The sequence below is a fragment of the Candidatus Salinivivens marinus genome, assembly GCF_965655845.1.
Lineage (GTDB): Bacteria > Pseudomonadota > Alphaproteobacteria > Rhodobacterales > Rhodobacteraceae > Salinivivens > Salinivivens marinus.
On the sequence record NZ_CBFHHX010000001.1, the window covers coordinates 375,235 to 393,655 of the forward strand.

General features: G+C 42.9%; 21 protein-coding genes. 14 read left to right on the forward strand and 7 right to left on the reverse strand.

Translation table 11 applies throughout. The features are described from left to right. Positions 1-96: 96 nt before the first annotated feature. The 4 genes from ACTF5Q_RS01825 to ACTF5Q_RS01840 form a co-directional block, all read right to left on the reverse strand. Positions 97-294, reverse strand: a complete 198-nt coding sequence (locus tag ACTF5Q_RS01825; RefSeq protein WP_153902994.1) for a twin-arginine translocation signal domain-containing protein — start codon at positions 292-294, stop codon at positions 97-99. 65 nt (positions 295-359) lie between these two features. After that, positions 360-986, reverse strand: a complete 627-nt coding sequence (locus ACTF5Q_RS01830; protein WP_438953000.1) for a TorD/DmsD family molecular chaperone — start codon at positions 984-986, stop codon at positions 360-362. A 20-nt stretch (positions 987-1,006) separates the two neighbouring features. After that, the gene (locus tag ACTF5Q_RS01835) at positions 1,007-1,675 is read right to left on the reverse strand and encodes a DUF3306 domain-containing protein (protein ID WP_438953001.1); all 669 of its coding nucleotides are present in this window, start codon (positions 1,673-1,675) and stop codon (positions 1,007-1,009) included. Continuing rightward, on the reverse strand, positions 1,672-2,211 hold the full coding sequence (locus ACTF5Q_RS01840) for a DUF3305 domain-containing protein (protein WP_438953079.1): 540 nt from the start codon (positions 2,209-2,211) through the stop codon (positions 1,672-1,674). Before ACTF5Q_RS01840 ends, ACTF5Q_RS01835 begins: the two co-directional genes overlap by 4 nt. A 305-nt stretch (positions 2,212-2,516) precedes the next feature. Between ACTF5Q_RS01840 and ACTF5Q_RS01845 the strand changes: the two genes are divergently transcribed. After that, the gene (locus ACTF5Q_RS01845) at positions 2,517-4,481 is read left to right on the forward strand and encodes a 4Fe-4S binding protein (RefSeq protein ID WP_438953002.1); all 1,965 of its coding nucleotides are present in this window, start codon (positions 2,517-2,519) and stop codon (positions 4,479-4,481) included. Here ACTF5Q_RS01845 and ACTF5Q_RS01850 read toward each other — a convergent pair. Next, positions 4,475-5,215 carry a hypothetical protein gene (locus ACTF5Q_RS01850; protein ID WP_438953003.1) on the reverse strand — a complete coding sequence of 247 codons (741 nt, stop codon included), beginning with the start codon at positions 5,213-5,215 and terminating at the stop codon, positions 4,475-4,477. The genes ACTF5Q_RS01845 and ACTF5Q_RS01850 overlap by 7 nt on opposite strands. A gap of 78 nt (positions 5,216-5,293) precedes the next feature. Between ACTF5Q_RS01850 and ACTF5Q_RS01855 the strand changes: the two genes are divergently transcribed. The 8 genes from ACTF5Q_RS01855 to ACTF5Q_RS01890 all read left to right on the forward strand — a co-directional run bounded on the left by ACTF5Q_RS01855 (position 5,294) and on the right by ACTF5Q_RS01890 (position 10,710). Next, positions 5,294-5,479 (forward strand): DUF6494 family protein, encoded by a 186-nt coding sequence (locus tag ACTF5Q_RS01855; RefSeq protein ID WP_029208023.1) that lies wholly within the window; start codon positions 5,294-5,296, stop codon positions 5,477-5,479. Between the two features lie 3 nt (positions 5,480-5,482). After that, entirely contained in the window at positions 5,483-6,544 is a 1,062-nt protein-coding gene (locus ACTF5Q_RS01860; protein WP_438953004.1) for a P-loop NTPase, read from the forward strand. 2 nt (positions 6,545-6,546) lie between these two features. Next, positions 6,547-7,254, forward strand: a complete 708-nt coding sequence (locus ACTF5Q_RS01865; protein ID WP_438953005.1) for a DUF4444 domain-containing protein — start codon at positions 6,547-6,549, stop codon at positions 7,252-7,254. Positions 7,255-7,256: 2 nt separating this feature from the next. Beyond that, the gene (locus ACTF5Q_RS01870) at positions 7,257-7,736 is read left to right on the forward strand and encodes a DUF6505 family protein (RefSeq protein ID WP_438953006.1); all 480 of its coding nucleotides are present in this window, start codon (positions 7,257-7,259) and stop codon (positions 7,734-7,736) included. Beyond that, entirely contained in the window at positions 7,729-8,433 is a 705-nt protein-coding gene (locus ACTF5Q_RS01875) for an ABC transporter permease (protein ID WP_438953007.1), read from the forward strand. The genes ACTF5Q_RS01870 and ACTF5Q_RS01875 overlap by 8 nt, the downstream gene beginning before the upstream one ends. Next, on the forward strand, positions 8,433-9,137 hold the full coding sequence (locus ACTF5Q_RS01880; protein WP_438953008.1) for an ABC transporter ATP-binding protein: 705 nt from the start codon (positions 8,433-8,435) through the stop codon (positions 9,135-9,137). The genes ACTF5Q_RS01875 and ACTF5Q_RS01880 overlap by 1 nt, the downstream gene beginning before the upstream one ends. After that, entirely contained in the window at positions 9,134-9,946 is an 813-nt protein-coding gene (locus ACTF5Q_RS01885) for a substrate-binding domain-containing protein (RefSeq protein WP_438953009.1), read from the forward strand. The genes ACTF5Q_RS01880 and ACTF5Q_RS01885 overlap by 4 nt, the downstream gene beginning before the upstream one ends. 122 nt (positions 9,947-10,068) lie before the next feature. Further along, entirely contained in the window at positions 10,069-10,710 is a 642-nt protein-coding gene (locus ACTF5Q_RS01890) for a helix-turn-helix domain-containing protein (protein ID WP_438953010.1), read from the forward strand. A 97-nt stretch (positions 10,711-10,807) separates the two neighbouring features. On the opposite strand, the gene ACTF5Q_RS01895 is transcribed toward ACTF5Q_RS01890, so the two are convergent. Beyond that, the gene (locus tag ACTF5Q_RS01895) at positions 10,808-10,972 is read right to left on the reverse strand and encodes a hypothetical protein (protein WP_438953011.1); all 165 of its coding nucleotides are present in this window, start codon (positions 10,970-10,972) and stop codon (positions 10,808-10,810) included. Between the two features lie 20 nt (positions 10,973-10,992). Further along, complete coding sequence (locus tag ACTF5Q_RS01900) at positions 10,993-12,384, reverse strand: ammonium transporter (RefSeq protein WP_438953012.1); 1,392 nt, start codon at positions 12,382-12,384, stop codon at positions 10,993-10,995. Between the two features lie 201 nt (positions 12,385-12,585). On the opposite strand from ACTF5Q_RS01900, the gene ACTF5Q_RS01905 reads away from it, so the two are divergent. From ACTF5Q_RS01905 to glnT, 5 genes are all read left to right on the forward strand, one after another. After that, positions 12,586-13,920, forward strand: coding sequence for an NAD(P)-binding domain-containing protein (locus tag ACTF5Q_RS01905; RefSeq protein ID WP_438953013.1), 1,335 nt, complete (start codon positions 12,586-12,588; stop codon positions 13,918-13,920). A gap of 157 nt (positions 13,921-14,077) precedes the next feature. Beyond that, positions 14,078-14,974, forward strand: coding sequence for a class II glutamine amidotransferase (locus tag ACTF5Q_RS01910; RefSeq protein ID WP_438953014.1), 897 nt, complete (start codon positions 14,078-14,080; stop codon positions 14,972-14,974). Between the two features lies 1 nt (position 14,975). Next, positions 14,976-15,659, forward strand: coding sequence for a protein GlxC (locus ACTF5Q_RS01915; protein WP_438953015.1), 684 nt, complete (start codon positions 14,976-14,978; stop codon positions 15,657-15,659). Between the two features lie 11 nt (positions 15,660-15,670). Then, complete coding sequence (locus tag ACTF5Q_RS01920; protein WP_438953016.1) at positions 15,671-17,017, forward strand: FMN-binding glutamate synthase family protein; 1,347 nt, start codon at positions 15,671-15,673, stop codon at positions 17,015-17,017. Positions 17,018-17,068: 51 nt separating this feature from the next. Further along, positions 17,069-18,403, forward strand: a complete 1,335-nt coding sequence (gene glnT / locus ACTF5Q_RS01925; protein WP_438953017.1) for a type III glutamate--ammonia ligase — start codon at positions 17,069-17,071, stop codon at positions 18,401-18,403. Positions 18,404-18,421 lie beyond the last annotated feature (18 nt).

The following is an 18,421-nucleotide window of genomic DNA, read 5'->3' on the forward strand; positions in this document are numbered from 1 at the left end:
TTCCTCCCTTGGACCATTTGGCCCTAAGTACTAACATTTACTATCAACTGTCGGGCGTCACGCAACCAGTCGTCGATAGCGGTTTCAAATTCAGTATCAAAACCGAATAGAGTCTAGATAAGCACGTGTGTGCTCAGTATCCTGAATTAATGTTTTGCTTAAATCAGGATCATTAGCTGCGTTTGCCACTGAACTTGATGCGGCTAAAGCAACGGTTGCAACCGGAGCACCAGCCCCAGCTAACTTGAGAAAATCTCGACGGCTTGTTCCATCCGTGTCGTTCTTCTTAGTCATGAGAGTTCTCCTCCCCTCTTGTTATTGCGGCCAAGGGCCACATGGTTACGTGATCAAAAATCACATTACGCAGATTTCTCCGCACTCATTCGAAACGCTTCAACCTCTATTTCCATGAATAGCCTGCCGACTGAACCGACAGACGCATACAAAATAGAGGACTCCGCTGCTTCCAAATCTGTAAAAAAATGTCCTGCCCATGGACGAATATGTTTATCGAAAAACTTTAATTGCTTGCCTAATGAGACAGGCGAACCAAAGCGCCCAACAATCAGAGCAGCCATCATTTCCATCAAGCTAGCGATATTATCTTCTGGCTCATAAACATTACTCGCGCGGGAAAGGCCCGAATTAACCATATCTCGCCTTAGAGCAGCTAAGGGCTTCTCATTCAAAAAGCCTGTTAAATAGTAACTCGCATAAGGTAAAAGTTCACCACGGCCAACTCCGATGAACAGTTTATTGAATTCAATTTCCACTGAGTTAGGCTTGGAAACCTTGGAAACCCGCTTGAGGGTTTCGACGGCCTTGCCTAACTCGGATTGATCACCACTGAGTTGCGACATTTGCTCCAATAGAATTTCGTCGGCTGGACGAGCCAAAACAAGCCCAAGAAAATTATACATATCAGCTCTACTACGGTCTTCTTGAGAGACATCCGCCTTGTGTTTCAGGTCCATTCTTTCGTCCATTTCTATTCTATCCTGCCTGCTCACGCCGCTGCTCCGCCATAATCAAATTTCATTCGCTGGCGAGGCACAGGGATGACCGGCTCCTCTTCGATGAAAACGGAAGCTTCAGAACTTTCGATTATCTCTTGGTCGGAATTTTGCGCATTCGACTTAAGTGGTAGCTCTGACAGGTCATTAATGCTTCTTGGGTCTTCGCTGACTTCTACATTTTCGGCTTCCTCAGTTTCTCTTGAAGCCTCAGCTAATAGCTCATCATCTGCGACTTCGGGAGGCTTATCATTCTGCTTTTCTTGCTCTTTTCGAGCCAACTCCTCGATGTGCTTCAACATACCTTTACCAACCTGATACGTTGTCTCAACAAAACCAGCTCCAACGGCCGCATCTGTGAAATCTTCTCCGTAATCAACCAGACCATCTACATTTGCGAGCAACGGATTAGATAGCCAAAGTTTCTTCAAAGCCCTTCTCCTGAGACGCTCAGGAACAACTTCTTTCATGAAGACCTTAAAATCATCTCCCGGCTCGAGTGTATCAGGATCAGGCAGACCAAGCTCTTTCAGAACCTCCTCATCAGTTTTTACATCAAGCTCGACCTGTATCTCCGAAGCTCGCTTTATCTCCGCCTGACGTCTTTCCTCTTCAAACTCTTCTTTTACAGCTGATTTGCGTCTGCTCCAAAAATCACTCATTGGATGAACCCCACTTTTCTTGAGGAGGGGGCGCGGTAAACATCAGATATCTGCTCAATCCGAGGATCACCGATTCCATCTTGGTGAATGTCTACCCTTTTTTTATCTCTTTTGCGTTTTACAAACGCTTCTTCAACGTGATGATTCTCTATAAAATCTCGGACCCATGCGATTAAACCGACCGGCATAGGCACCTTTTCAACAATTTCTTCACCACTATCAGTATAATCTTGAGCTTCGTATGGAGAAGCCGTTACGAGCAAAACTTCCAGAGGAATTTCAGCTCCAACTTGCTCTCTCAGGACAACATAAACACTTGGAATTTTGGAGGCGAGGCCAGTCATATAGGCTTCTGTTTCAGCACCGTGAAGTTCAATATTTACTGTGGAAAAGTGATATTCAGTGCAATCTCCCTCAGTTCTCAAGATACGATTTTCTGCCGGTCCGGCACCAGGAAGCACAGCACTAACTGCCCATGACCATTCAGACCATTTTGTCACTCCTGGTGTCTTTCTTACCACCACCCCAACTGGCATGGATTGGTATCGCTTTGGGTTGAAGTACACTCAGGTCCTCCACTACCTTAAAGTGTTTCTATTCCTAATTGCGAACTGATTATTGTCCCTAAAAAAAGAGTAACCCCCATAATACTCATCTGTCAATTTTTTAAATCCAAAAAAAGAACATTTTCTTAATTTTTATTTGATCCGGAATTTGTAAAAAATTTTAAAGCTGGTAAATTCAACGGAAAAGGCTACTTTCTCCCCATTAAAATCGAATAGCCAAGTGTTTTGTATCTTTCCAGAGAAACTATCAGAACGTTAAGCAAGGGATTGAAAAATTGGTTGATAAAATTGAAAAACTGCTGCTTTGCGATTGCGAAGGATCGCAAAAAGTTGACAGTGCAGCCTTAGCAGACGCAACTGGCCTAAAATGTTCAAAGGTATACTCTGAATTATGCATAAAAAATTTAGACATAGTTGAGAAAGCTATTCAATCAGGTGACACAGCTATTTGCTGCGAACAACAATCTAGTATTTTTGATGAAATTGCAGCCGATATTGATAAAGACCCACCGATAGTATTTGACATAAGAGATAGGGCTGGCTGGACCGTCGATAAGAAAACATTGGTGCCAAAAATGGCCGCTCTGACAGCTGAAGCATTGATGGAAAAACCTATCCATAAGACAAAAGACGTTACATCGCAAGGTCGGTGCTTGATCTTTGGTGATTGTGAATCGGTTCTTGAAGCAGCTCAAATTTTACAAGAAGCTTTATCTGTTACGGCATTGCTTGATCCCAAAGATGGCGATGAAATTTTAAATGTTAATGGTTTCGACGTAGTGCTTGGCAAGATCAAGAACGCCAAAGGTAGTTTTGGAAATTTTACTATTGTTTTTGATAACTTGCAGGAATTAGTTCCTTCTGGGCGCGGACCCTTCAAATGGACACACGCACAAGATGGAGCAACATCATCCTGCGATATAATACTAGACCTTTCCAAAGATGATGCATTGTTTCCAGCTTCGGAGAAAAGAGATGGATATATTCGTGCAGACATTGGTCAAAAAACCAAATTTACTTCAGCAATTCTAAATGCATCACAGCTGCAAGGGACATTTGAAAAAAGTTTATACATCAAATACGAGGCTTCTGTCTGCGCGCACAGTCGAGCCGAGAAACCTGCTTGTTCTAACTGCATAAACGTTTGTCCAACAGGAGCTATTCTTTCGAGTAGTGAAACCGTGACCATTGACCCAGGCATTTGTGCTGGATGCGGAGCTTGCGCTGCTGTTTGTCCATCTGGGGCTATCGAGTATGAGCCAGGACCAATTTCTTGGATTTTAGCTCGGTTGGCTGTGATTCAAAAATATTATAAAGACGCGGGTGGAAAAAATCCTTTTCTTTTAGTTCACGACGGCCATGGAAGAGAATTGATTTCTTTTTCGGCCAGATACGGAGACGGCCTTCCGTCAAACGTAATTCCGATGCAATTAGATGCGATCGCCACATTTGGTCATGCTGAAGCACTCGCAGCACATGCGTCCGGCTTTGAAGAAGTATTTCTACTTACAGGCCCAAAATCTGATACAGACACAATTTTAGGCGAAGCAGAAATAGCAAATGCTATATTTGAGAACGCCCTTCGAGTAGTTGAGGTAAACGATCCATTAGAACTCTCCAATATATTTGAGGGGCTGGCTAAGCGAGCTAATAAAACTCAACTAAGCAAACCAATGGGAAGCAGGCGGCAAGTTACGAGGGTAGCGTCCAAAACACTAAACCCAGAAAAAGAAATTTTGCCCTTACCCGATCATGCACCGTACGGCGCCGTTCTTCTCGATAATGACAGTTGCACCCTTTGTTTATCTTGTGTCTCTCTATGTCCTTCTGGAGCTTTGGGAGAAAACCCAGACTTACCACAACTTCGATTTCAAGAAGATGCATGTTTACAGTGCGGATTATGCTCAAACATTTGCCCTGAAAACGCAATCTCTTATGAAAAACGCCTTAATCTATCAAACGCCGCTCTGGAGCAAACCATTCTAAAGGAAGAGGAGCCGTTTGCTTGTATAGAGTGCGGCAGCTTGTTTGGGGTAAAATCATCCGTTGAGCGCATAATTGATAAGCTTGCAGGAAAGCACTCAATGTTTTCAAATTCAGATGCAACAAAACTAATTCAGATGTGTGATGATTGTCGGATTAATGCCCAGTACCATTCGGACAATAACCCGTTTGCCGGCGGTGAGCGCCCAAGAGTGCGGACAACAGAAGATTACCTTTCAAAGCGCAAAGATCACTGATGTTTTACAGGTTCACCTAAATCTGCGGGAGGGATATTTTGCACATATGCAATTATCGCCTGGAGTTCGTTTAGATCTAATTCGATCGGCACAATTGGCGCCGGTCTACTATCATCGAATGGTTCAGTCACATCGGGTATTATTGTAAATGCTGGATGAGGCCGAAGGAGATAAAAACCACTGAACCTCAAATCCCAATCATCAAAAGTTCTTAGAGCAAAGAATGACGGCGTTGATCCGATAGAGTTTTTACGTCCTTTTTCGACAACGTGACACCGCGCACATTTTTGCTGAGATTGCTCCAAGCCTAGTTTTGCATTACCAGAAAGTCTAACTTGCCTTGTCGCCTCTTCTTCAATTTCTAATGAAACAAAAACGGGCGCATCATTTTCTTGAATAGATGAAATAGTTTTCTTACCAACGTCACTTTTTAACCAATTAAAAAACCTCTGTGAGTAGTTATTTTCTTCGATAATATCAATTTTAAATACTATATCACCCATCTGAAGAAACGCCCGACCTGAATTCTTCGAAATTGCGATCATTGCAGAGTCGGGAACTAATTTAACCGATATTTGAGTTTTTAACTTGAAGCGAGGAATAATATAATCGAAAAATCCGGAGGCAATCAACGAATTCGGGGCGCTTATTGTGACAATGCGTTCTTCGGCATTTGCATAGCTGAGGCTTGTAACCAGCAAAATAACAGAGCATATATATTTTACTATTCGCATGAAAACCTTAAATGGCTGTAATTGGCTATGTTTAAGATTGGTATTCGAATTAAAAAGCGAGTAATTTGGGAGAATAAAATGAACGATGATTTCAATATGTCAATGCGTAAATTTTTGAAGCAGGTGGGAGTAACCTCTCAAAAAGCCATAGAAGATGCATTGCGCGATGCAAATAATGGTGAATATATAGTAGAGGCCAAAATTACTATTAAAGATATTGGGATGGAGCATACGGTTTCCGGCACAATTAAAAATGGAGATTAAAAAGTGGCTCTTACCAGAGAAAGTGTTATCGAGGCATTAAAGACCATTCAGGGCCCGAAGGGTCAGGATATCGTAACTGGCGGAGAAGTGCGAGCTCTTGATGTTGGTGAAAAAGATGTGCGTTTTGTTTTAGAAATTGATCAGGCGCTTGCCGATGAATACTCCAAAATTAAGGACGCATCTGAAGTTGCACTTAAAAAACTTGGTGCCAGCGAAGTTTCTGTAGTGCTTACGGCACATGCTTTACAAAAAGCCCCTCCTGACTTGAAGCCAAACAGAAAATCGGAACCAAAGGGTCCAGAAAAAATACCTGGGGTAGATCGCGTTTTAGCAGTCGCGTCAGGAAAAGGTGGCGTCGGCAAATCTACTGTAAGCTCTAATCTTGCCTGCGCTCTAGCAGCCCAAGGCAGGCGCGTTGGTCTGCTGGATGCCGATGTTTATGGGCCATCCCAACCAAGGATGCTTGGAGTCTCAGGAAGGCCTTCCAGTCCTGATGGAAAAACTATCCTCCCACTTCGGAACCACGGCGTTACTATGATGTCAATCGGCCTGATGACAAATGAAGACCAGGCAGTTGTATGGCGCGGTCCAATGTTAATGGGGGCACTCCAGCAAATGATGATGCAGGTTCAGTGGGGAGCTTTAGATGTTTTAATTGTTGACTTGCCACCAGGAACTGGTGATGTGCAAATGACCCTCGCCCAGAAAACAGAAGTAAGCGGTGCAATAATCGTTTCTACTCCTCAAGACGTTGCTCTCATTGATGCCAGAAAAGGCATCGATATGTTCAACCAGCTTAATGTACCCATTCACGGTATGATTGAAAATATGTCTACTCACATATGTCCTAAATGCGGGCATGAGGAACACGTGTTTGGACATGGTGGCGTGCGAAAAGAAGCTGAGAAAATAGGTGTGCCCGTACTTGCAGAAGTGCCGCTACATCTAGATATAAGATCTGCCTCTGACGGTGGGGTTCCAATAGTAGTGTCTGACCCAAGCTCCCCACAAGCTAACGTTTTTAACGCATTAGCAAAATCAATGATCGAACAAGGGCAAGCTTGACAATGTCTTTAGTGTTTCCCCCTCTAATGCATGGTTACGAGTTGGACAAACCTGGTCATGACCCATTTGAGGTAGCTAAAAGCAAGGCAATCCAAGGGGTTGAGGCTGGTCTTGTGGTCTATAATCTTACTCATGAGGCTCTAAGAGCCACTTTTATTTTTACTCCAGAAGTTTCACTCAACCAAGCAATGATTATGTTGCCAATATGCGGTATTGGCTTTCAAAATGCTCTCGGGGCTCTGGCTCCCCCTGAAGTTGCTGTTCACTTGCTTTGGAGTGGAGGTGTTTTAATCAATGGAGCTCGTTGTGGGAAATTAAGGGTTTCAGCAAACCATCAAGATCCAACAAAGGTACCAGATTGGCTTTGTGTTGGGTTAGAATTAGACTTATGGCCAGCTTCCGAGAATATGGGGGAAACTCCAAACGAAACAGCACTATACGCTGAGGGATGCTCAGAGGTTGACGCTTCGACCTTGCTCGAAGCTTGGGCGCGCCATACTTTAAACTGGTTGACCAGATGGGAAGCAGATGGGGCAAGAACGGTTCACAACGAGTGGCGCGGCCTTGCACATGGGATTGGAGAAAAACAAACCTACATGAAAGATTCAAACGCAGTCTTTATGGGAGTGGATGATAATTTTGGTATGTTGTTAAGAGATGAAGACGGAACGACATCAAACATACCTTTAACAGCCTTACTTGAGGAATAAATATGAAATTAGCTAGAGCCATTCATTTCGATGAAAGTGATACACGTGTATACAGTAACTCTGCTCGTACCGGTGAATGGTGTGTTTCAGGTGGGTTCGAATTTTCTAATTGGTCGGAAGCTGATTTAGACGGAAAGGCTAAGCAAGCTTTTTCAAATGGATGGTTTGGACTAGAAACTTCAGGGCGAGTAACCTTTGTTGCTGTTGCAAAGGTTACCTCACAAGAAGTATCACATCTTGAAGAGCTTTTAGCTGATCATTTTGTAACATACTATGGCGCTCCTAGTAAGGAGCTTGCACTCCCCGTAGCAAGTGCTGAATTGCAGGCTATGGCTGATCTTTGTGACGAACATGACGACAATACTTTGTTGGTCGTTTCTCGAGAACTGACCGAAGCAGGAGTAAAAGAGACATTTCGAATAATAGATCCTGAAGACGCCGGGCTGGATCAATTTGCTATTCATGGAAGCCTCGATGAATGATATATGGTACGGTATCTTACAGGCGTGTCAGCTTATATACACTCTAGACCAAGATTTAATTGAAATCTCCGTAAGATCTCTTCAAGTTACACTTTCAGCCTTGGTGATAAGTTCATTATTTGCATTGCCACTTGCAGCAGTTTTAGCTGTAAAAAGATTTAAATTTAGACGATTTATAATAGCACTCCTGAACGCTCTGATGGGACTTCCACCTGTAGTAGTAGGCCTAATAGTATACATACTTTTATCTCGTTCAGGACCTTTTGGCGCTTTGGACTTACTCTACACAACAGCAGCCATGGTTATTGCACAGATAGTTATAATAACGCCATTGATTACCTCAATTGCACACCAGTCGTTACGAGAATTATGGTCAGAATATCATGACCTGCTGATTTCTATGAATACCTCTCACATACAAAGAATTAAGACATTGTTATGGGATGCCCGCAGAGCACTTTTAACAGCTTCCCTGGCGGGGTTTGGGCGTGCAATAGGAGAAGTTGGTGCAATTATGATCGTGGGTGGCAATATAGATAACGCGACGCGCGTACTAACGACAGCAATAGCGCTAGAAACATCTAAAGGCGATTTTGCATTAGCGCTCGCATTGGGATTTGTTCTTATTCTAATTGCTATTGCGTTAAACTTGGCGACGCATTGGCTTAGTAAAACAGAGAGAGAGGGCCGTTGGTAATGTTCCCTCTAATTGCAGAAAATTTAGTCGTGGAGTTCAATGGAAAACACATTCTTGGCCCTCTAGACCTTACTGTTAACAAAGGCGATATTTCGTTAATTCTTGGGCCTAATGGATCTGGGAAAACCACTCTTTTGAAAAGCTTACATGGCATTATGAAACTAAAACGCGGCTCAATAAAATGGTCTTGTTCAGATAAGTCTAGCATGCAAAAACAAATGTTTGTTTTCCAAACCCCAATCATGCTCCGCAGATCAGTTCTTGAAAACTTAACTTACCCACTTTTACTTCGAAAAGTTTCAAACTCAAAAGTACATAGATTAGCCACTGAGTGGGCAGAAAAGATTGGTTTAAAAGAAATCATGCAACTTTCCGCAACCAGATTATCAGGTGGAGAAAAACAAAAATTAGCGCTTGCGCGAGCATTAATTACAGAACCAGAAATGTTATTTCTAGATGAACCCAGCGCCTCATTAGACGGCAAAACAACCGTAGAGATTGAGAATCTGCTAAAAAGTTGCACAAAAAACGGAACAACTATTATGATGTCGACGCATGATATTGGTCAAGCAAAACGATTGGCAAAAAATATCCTCTTTTTGAATAAAGGAATTTTAGAAAGCAATCAATTAGCCGAGACTTTTTTTCTTGAGCCAAAGTCTCCGAATGCCGAAAAATTTATAGCAGGTGAGATACTTGAATGATGGGATTTTTTAAGCTAATTTGTGTGCCAATTTTTATACTTATTGCGACAACTTCTATTGCGGATAATATTAAGTTGGCTGTAACCACTTCATTTAATAATTCTGGTTTAAGCGACGTACTGCTGCCAAGAATTAAGTCTGATATTGGCTTGAACATTAAGTTACTTGTGGTGGGAACCGGGCAAGCACTCCGACTTGGAGCTGCAGGTGATGTTGATGCAATTTTAGTGCACTCAGAAAAAGCCGAAGAGCAATTTGTTACAGATGGATATGGCCTTCACAGGCGAGAAATTATGTACAACGACTTCGTAATCATAGGGCCAAAACATGATCCAGCAATTGTTAGAAATTCTAAAAGTGTTCATGAGGCATTAACTTTAATAAGCCAAAACTCCGCCTCGTTTGTAAGCAGGGGCGATGATAGCGGAACCCATAAAATGGAAGTTGGTTTATGGAAGTATAGTGGTCTTGATCCAGACAAATTTGGGAAATGGTATAAGTCTGTCGGGTCAGGGATGGGAGCTTCATTGAACGTAAGCGCGAGCTTGGGTGCATACATTCTTTCTGACAGAGCAAGCTGGTTAAACTTCAAAAATAAATCTGATTTAGAGATTTTGTTTGAAGGGGATAAGCTTTTATTCAATCAATACTCTTTCATTCCTATAAACCCAAGTCTTCATACACATGTAAACTATCACTTAGTAGAAAAGCTCGAGAATTGGCTAACCTCTACGACAGCTAAAAGTATGATAAACGGCTACGAAATTGATGGACAAGCCTTGTTTAAATTTAATGCTACGCCAAAATAAAATCTAACAATTTGGGTCCTTTTGAGAGGCACATAGGTCAAAAAATAATGCTTTTATTTCAAATTAAGCTTTGTACAAATCAAGTAAGCTTAAGTATACTTTAGAAAAAATAAGAGACCATAATGCCAAAGGTGGAAATAAACTCTGTATCGAAACAAAACCCTCACTCTTTGAGTGAATATCGAGAAAACGTTCTCGAAGTTGCAATTGGGCGTCAGATACGGATCTATCGAAAACAAATGGAGATAACGGTATCTGATCTATCAAAGATGACAGGCTTATCTACTGGCATGTTGTCGAAAATTGAAAATGGCAATACGTCTCCGTCACTTTCTACATTACAAACATTATCCAATGCCCTCTCAATTCCAATGACTGCTTTCTTTAAGCAATTTGAGCAAAAGCGGGAATGCATTCATACCAAAGCAAACGAAGGTGTTGAGGTTGAGGGAGAAGGAACTAGAGCGGGGCATCAGTACAATTTGCTCGGTCACTTAGGATCTAATGATAGCGGTGTAATCGTAGAGCCGTATCTAATTGAGCTGACCAGTGAAACCGACACATTTAAGACATTTCAGCATGGCGGCTTAGAAACTATTTATATGTTAGCTGGTGAAATAACTTATCGGCATGGTGATGGGGAGTATAAACTTCAGCCGGGAGATACATTGTTCTTTGATGCTAATACACCGCACGGGCCTGTAACTCTTGATAAACTTCCAGCTCGATTTTTATCAATTATCTCGTATCCGTTAGATAAATAACAAAAAAAATACAAATTAAAAGATTTTGATTTTACAACTTGGAGAAAAGTTGTTTGGTTAGTTGAGACCGGGCTAACAAAGCCCGGCCTCATTAATTTTAAAATTTTGAAGATTTCTTTGCTTCTGAGCTTTGTCCAACAACTAGGACAAAAACACATATCGCTGCTGCAATCAAAGTCGTAATGCCTGGAAGGGCTGTTCCCCATCCCATAAACATTGCTCCATCAACAACAGACCATGAAGCTTCACTATATGGAAACATTTCTTTTCCTTTCTATCTGTTTACTCAGCAGGCGGCGCTGATTGCGCAATGCCTTCTGGATATCCTTGTGCTGGAACCTTAACGGTATCCATTCCGGCCTCTTCTGCTCCTGCAGGCACTCTAAGCATGCCAAACATATTTAGGATGTATGAAGCTATGTATCCCGGAACAAAACCAAGCAAAAAGAATACTATCGCACCAACTATTTGCCCGTACAACGTGATTGTCGGAACCCCAACATCTCCTCCAAGAGCAGGAAAGCCAGATCCAAAAATTCCAAGCAATACCACGCCATATAGCCCGATCGTACCGTGGACTGTGACTGCACCAACTGCATCATCAATTCCTCTACGTTCTAACCACGTCGCGCAGTATTTCAAAATCACACCGGCGGAAAAAGCAATTATAAAGGTTAGTGCTGGATAATAAATATCCAAGCCAGATGCTGTTGAGATAATTCCGGCAAGAGCACCTGACATCATCCAAAATGGATCCTTGGTCATTACCCATGCGCCAATTATACCACCTGCGATAGCCATCAATATATTAAACGCTAAAGCTGAAAAGGTTATCGGAGTGCCGTAAATAGTAGTAGGCATGTGCCCTAACCACGACCACGCTTCCCCTGGCAAAATAACGCACGCCATCAAGAAGCCCCAAAAACCCACGATAATGAACATAAGTCCGATAACTGTCAGCGGTAAATTGTGACCTGCAATATGGTTTGCAGTCCCGTCAGCATTGAATTTTCCAATACGTGGACCCAAGTTGATCAGCACTCCCAAAGCGAAGAAACCTGCAACAGCGTGCACTAAGCCAGCAGCTCCAAAGTCATGAACTCCAAACTGTGTCACTAACCAACCGTCGGCATGCCAACCCCAAGCAGCTGCCACGACCCAGGCAAATGAACCAAGAATCACTGCTAGTATAACAAACCCAACAGTTTGAATTCGCTCAATTACCGAACCAGACATAATCGATGCTGTTGTAGCTGCAAACAAGGCAAACGCTCCAAAGAAAACGCCAGAAGCCTGATCAGCAGCATTTGGCCCCATATACTGGGCAGATTCGCCCCATCCCCAGGCTATTGCGCTTGCATAGGCCGCACCAGAAATCCCATTGGGACCCTCGCTGAAAGTTAACCCTGTAGGAAAACCCCAGTACACCCACCAACCAAAGAAGTAAAAGGTTGGTATCATGAACGCAAATGCAAGCAAGTTTTTAGTACCTGATGACAATACATTTTTGGCCCTCGACGCCCCCATCTCATACGCTAAAAATCCAGCGTGAATTATGATCATAAGTGGGATCGACAAATAATAAAAAACTTCGGCGAAACTTGTATTTGTAACGCCTGCACTACTCTGAAGAGCAGCGATTTGTGCGGTTAATTCCGCAATTTGACTTTCCATTTTCAGCTCCCTATTAGCTCAAATTGTAATCACACCTATGGTATGACGTTCTCACTCAAACACTAAAAGTGGTAAAAGATAAAGTTTTTTTTTCCATAAATTCACTATTATTTCCTGAGAGTTGAAAAATTTTCATAAACGTGCATTCTAAGGAAACAATTGAGTGTATTAGAACATTTCAAATTGTCAGGAGGATGAAAATTGACAAAAAGAGTAGCTGTGATTGGAGCTGGCCCATCAGGTTTAGCGGTGCTCCGTGCTTTTCAAACTGCAAAGGCGAATGGCGATGAAATCCCAGAAATAGTTTGCTTCGAGAAACAAGATAACTGGGGTGGCCTATGGAATTATACTTGGCGAACTGGCCTCGATCAATATGGTGAGGCAGTTCATGGCTCTATGTATAGATATCTATGGTCTAACGGTCCTAAAGAGGGATTGGAGTTTGCAGACTACTCTTTCGAGGAACATTTTGGGAAACAGATTGCAAGCTACCCTCCCAGATCAGTTTTATTTGATTATATTGAGGGCCGGATTAAGAAAACTGATGTGCGAGACTGGATTAAATTTTCTACAGCCGTAAAAAATGTTGAGGAGTCTGATGGTGGTTTTACGGTAACAACATGTGATTTAACAACTTCAAACACAAATGTCGGATATTTTGATCACGTGATTGTTTGCTCAGGTCATTTTAGCACGCCAAATATGCCTAGCTTTGACGGATTTGAACGATTTCCCGGCCGTATCCTCCATGCCCATGACTTCCGTGACGCAACAGAATTCCAAGGGAAAGATGTCCTCCTTATAGGCACAAGTTATTCTGCAGAGGATATTGGCAGTCAGTGCTGGAAGTATGGCGCCAAGTCTATAACAGTTAGTCATCGAACTGCTGCCATGGGGTATGACTGGCCCGCAAATTGGGAAGAGGTCCCTTTGCTGACAAAGGTCGATGGTCAAACAGCTTACTTTAAAGATGGATCCTCAAAAACTATTGATGCAATTGTATTATGTACAGGATATTTGCATTATTTCCCATTCATGGAAGATAAGCTGAGACTAGTTACCGCGAATAGGTTAGCAACTGCCGATCTTTATAAGGGAGTAGCTTTCATTCATAATCCCAAAATACACTACATAGGAATGCAGGATCAGTGGTTTACTTTCAATATGTTTGACGCCCAAGCTTGGTGGTCGAGGGATGTAATCATGGGCAAAATTGACCTGCCTACCCAAGAAGTTATGATCAGCGATGTAAACGATCGCGTGGCTCGTGAAGATGCTGGGCAGGATGATTATGACGCTATTTGGTACCAGGGCGATTATGTAAAGGAATTAATCGATGAGACTGACTACCCGGCTTTTGATGTTGAGGGTGCGTGTAAAGTTTTTAAGGAATGGAAAGGGCATAAGAAGACGAACATTATGACCTTTAGAGACAATTCTTACAAGTCTGTAATCACAGGCTCAATGGCACCGATACATCACACTCCATGGAAAGATGCGATGGACGACACTATCGAAAGCTATTTATTGAATTAGGCAAATCATTTAAATCGATTAAAAAATAATCAGCATTAATTAACTCAAATGAAAATTTTATTCATGCCAATTGTTAATCCTGTACAGATGTTTATAAAGGTATCTGTCATTGTTCTGCGTTGTGGACAAGGTCTGGTTAAAAAAATGGAGCAGGTTGATGTGTGGCATTGTAGGATTGTTTTTGAAAGATAACAGTTTAGAAGCTAATCTCGGTAATCTTCTAAGTGACATGCTGATTTCTATGAGTGACAGAGGGCCTGATAGTGCAGGAATCGCTATCTACGCCGATAAGGAAACTGGCAGATCTAAGTTCACCATTCAATCTGAAAACGCTAAAACAGATTTTGAGGCTTTACCAAATTATCTAAGCAAGCATCTGAATTGCAAGGTAGAGACCAAAGTTAACGATACCCATTCAGTAGTCATAATAGATGAAAGCGCAACGAGTAAATTCTCAGAAGCTTTAGCATCTTTCAATCCAGAAATACGAATAATGAGCCGTGGCTCGTCATTAGAAATTTACAAGGAAGTTGGATTGCCTAAACAAGTAACCCAACGGTTCAATATTCCGCAGATGTCTGGACGGCACGGCATCGGTCACACCCGAATGGCGACAGAATCTGCTGTCACGACTATGGGAGCTCACCCATTCAATACTGGTCTGGATCAATGCTTAGTTCACAATGGGTCTCTATCTAATCACAACTCTTTACGCCGAAGGTTGAGAAGAGAGGGTGTTCATATAGAGACAGAAAATGATACCGAGGTAGGAGCTGCCTATCTGACTTGGAAAATGCAAAACGGTGCAACCCTAGGCGAAGCGTTGGAAAGTTCTTTGGAGGATTTGGATGGGTTTTTTACCTTTTTAGTGGGAACAGAGGATGGATTTGGGGTTGTTCGAGATCCTATCGCTTGCAAACCAGCGGTTATGGCAGAAACCGATCAATATGTCGCCTTCGGCAGTGAATATCGGGCATTGGTAAATTTACCAGAAATTGAAAGTGCCCATGTTTGGGAACCAGAGCCTGCAACAGTATATTTTTGGAAACACTAAAATGTTAGAATTTGACCTTCAGGAAAATGGACTCCGAAAGCTGAATAGTGCGTTGCATGATCAGAAAGAGAATAGCAATCAGACAGTATGGAAAATAACAAATCCAAAGGGGAGCCATGCAATTGCTGTTGGAATAGACGCACCCATCGAAGTAAACATTGAAGGCTCAACAGGGTATTACTGCGGCGGAATGAATAAGCTGGCCAACATTAATGTTAAAGGCTCAGTTGGCCCGGGTGTAGCAGAAAATATGATGAGTGGCAAAGTTGTAATTGACGGCGATGCCAGCCAGTATGCTGGGGCTACCGGCCACGGGGGCCTCTTAGTCATAAAGGGCAATGCCTCTTCGCGGTGTGGAATTTCAATGAAAGGCATAAACATCGTCGTTCACGGAAATATTGGACACATGTCTGCCTTCATGGCTCAGTCAGGTACCCTTGTTGTTTGCGGTGATGCTGGAGATGCACTCGGCGACAGCCTTTACGAAGCGAAATTATTCGTAAGAGGGAATGTAAAAAGTCTGGGAGCGGATTGTGAAAAGAAGGAAATGCGGCCTGAACACCTAGAGCTACTCGAACAGTTACTTTCCGAGGCTGAGTGCGATGCAAAACCCGAGGAATTTACTAGATATGGGTCTGCAAGAAAATTGTATAATTTTAATATTGATAATTCAGATGCATATTGAGGGTGGATAAAATGAATAAAATTGGAAAAACAAAAATACCACATACAACTCCTAGATACTCTGCAACATTCTCAAACGACGTAAACAGCGATATACGCCGTGCTGCTGCCACAGGCATATACGACATTAGAGGTGGTGGAGCGAAAAGGAAACTTCCAACCTTTGACGATTTATTATTTCTGGGAGCCTCTATTTCGAGATATCCACTGGAGGGGTACCGAGAAAAATGCGAAACGAGCGTAACGATCGGGACGCGGTATGCTAAAAATCCAATTGAATTGGATATTCCAATAACAATAGCTGGTATGAGTTTCGGCGCCCTTTCAGGGCCTGCAAAAGAAGCTCTAGGTAGAGGTGCATCTGCAGCAGGAACCTCAACAACGACAGGGGACGGTGGGATGACCCCAGAAGAGCGCGGACACTCAACGAAACTAGTTTATCAATACCTTCCATCACGTTACGGCATGAACCCAGATGACCTTCGGAAGGCTGATGCTATTGAAATAGTCGTTGGTCAAGGAGCAAAACCCGGTGGGGGTGGCATGCTATTAGGTCAAAAAATTTCAGATCGTGTTGCGGAAATGAGAAATCTGCCAACCGGAATAGACCAGCGCTCTGCATGCAGACACCCTGACTGGACCGGTCCGGATGATCTTGAGATTAAAATATTAGAGCTTCGCGAAATTACGGGTTGGAAAGTCCCGATCTACGTAAAAGTAGCTGGAGCACGTCCCTACTACGACACCACTTTAGCCATCAAAGCTGGCGCAGACGCGATCGTCTTAGACGGAATGCAAGGCGGAACGGCCGCTACTCAAGATGTCTTTATCGAGCATGTAGGGCAGCCAACTCTCGCAATTGTGCGCCCAGCTGTGCAAGCACTCCAGGATTTAGGAATGCACCGTGAAGTTCAGTTGATACTTTCAGGCGGCATTCGTAATGGAGCCGATGTCGCCAAAGCACTAGCTTTGGGTGCAGATGCAGTAGCTATTGGTTCTGCAGCATTGATTGCTTTAGGGGATAATGATCCAATTTATGAAGAAGAGTACAATAAACTTGGAACAACTGCAGGAGCTTACGACGACTGGCATGAGGGTATGGATCCTGCAGGCATTACTACACAGGATCCTGAGCTAATGAAGCGGTTCGATCCTATAGAGGGTGGCCGAAGATTGCGAAATTATCTTAAGGTCATGACTTTGGAAGCTCAAACAATAGCTAGGGCTTGCGGAAAAAATCATTTGCATAATTTAGAGCCAGAAGATTTAGTTGCTCTTACAATAGAGGCTGCTGCTATGGCTCAAGTACCTCTTGCAGGAACTGATTGGTATCCTGGAAAGCCAGGAACATCATATTAAAGCTGATTGACAAGCAGATTGCAGCTGAATGAATTGGATTAGGAGAATATAATGACGAAAGACTTAGCAGCATTTGCCAAAGAAAAAGGCGTAAAATATTTTATGATATCATACACTGATCTGTTTGGAGGTCAGCGAGCTAAGCTTGTGCCAACTCAGGCAATTGCGGATATGCAAGATGAAGGTGCAGGTTTCGCAGGCTTTGCGACATGGTTAGACTTTACGCCTGCACATCCAGATATGCTAGCAGTTCCCGATCCAAATAGTGTTATTCAGCTTCCCTGGAAACCGGAAGTTGCTTGGGTAGCGGCAAATTGTGTAATGGAGGGTGAGTATGTCGCCCAGGCTCCACGCAATGTTCTGCGTCGGCTTATAGATCAGGCTGCAGCCGACGGAATGCATGTAAAGACAGGAATCGAGGCTGAGTTTTTCTTGTTATCACCGGATGGATCACAAATTTCGGACGAATACGACACTGCCTCTAAGCCATGCTATGATCAACAGGCGGTGATGCGTCGATATGACGTTATAAAAGAAATTTGTGATTATATGCTCGAGTTGGGCTGGGGTCCTTATCAAAATGACCATGAAGATGCTAACGGCCAATTTGAAATGAATTGGGAATTTGATGATACTTTAGCTACTGCAGACAAACATAGCTTCTTTAAATTTATGACAAAATCTGTGGCTGAAAAACATGGTTTCCGTGCGACTTTTATGCCTAAACCAGTTGAAGGTTTAACTGGAAACGGATGTCATGCTCATATATCCGTTTGGGATGCCCCGGGGTCTAAAGCAAAGACAAATGTGTTTGCGACGACCCCGAGTACGGATAGCCAAACGTCTGAACTAGGCCTATCAGAAAAAGGACGGCATTTCCTTGGCGGAATAATGAAGCATGCTTCGGCTTTTGCAGCGATAACTAACCCTACAGTTAATAGCTATAAGCGAATAAATGCCCCTAGAACTATGTCAGGAGCGACCTGGGCACCCAATTCAGTCACATGGACTGGGAATAACAGAACTCATATGGTTCGTGTGCCAGGACCAGGCCGCTTTGAACTGAGGTTAGCAGACGGAGCGACAAATCCCTATCTGCTGCAGGCAGTAATAATTGCAGCTGGTCTATCGGGAGTAAAATCCGAAGCTGATCCGGGTAAACGTTACGATATAGACATGTATGCTCAGGGCCATACGGTCAGAGGTGCACCCAAATTACCGCTAAATATGCTTGATGCACTGCGCGCATATGACAAAGATAAAGGTCTTAAGGAGGCGATGGGTAAAGAGTTCTCTGAAGCTTATTTGAAACTTAAGATGGAAGAATGGAACTCTTTCGTTTCACATTTTTCATCTTGGGAAAAGGAAAACACCCTAGATATCTAAAATCTGAGTATCCAAGTC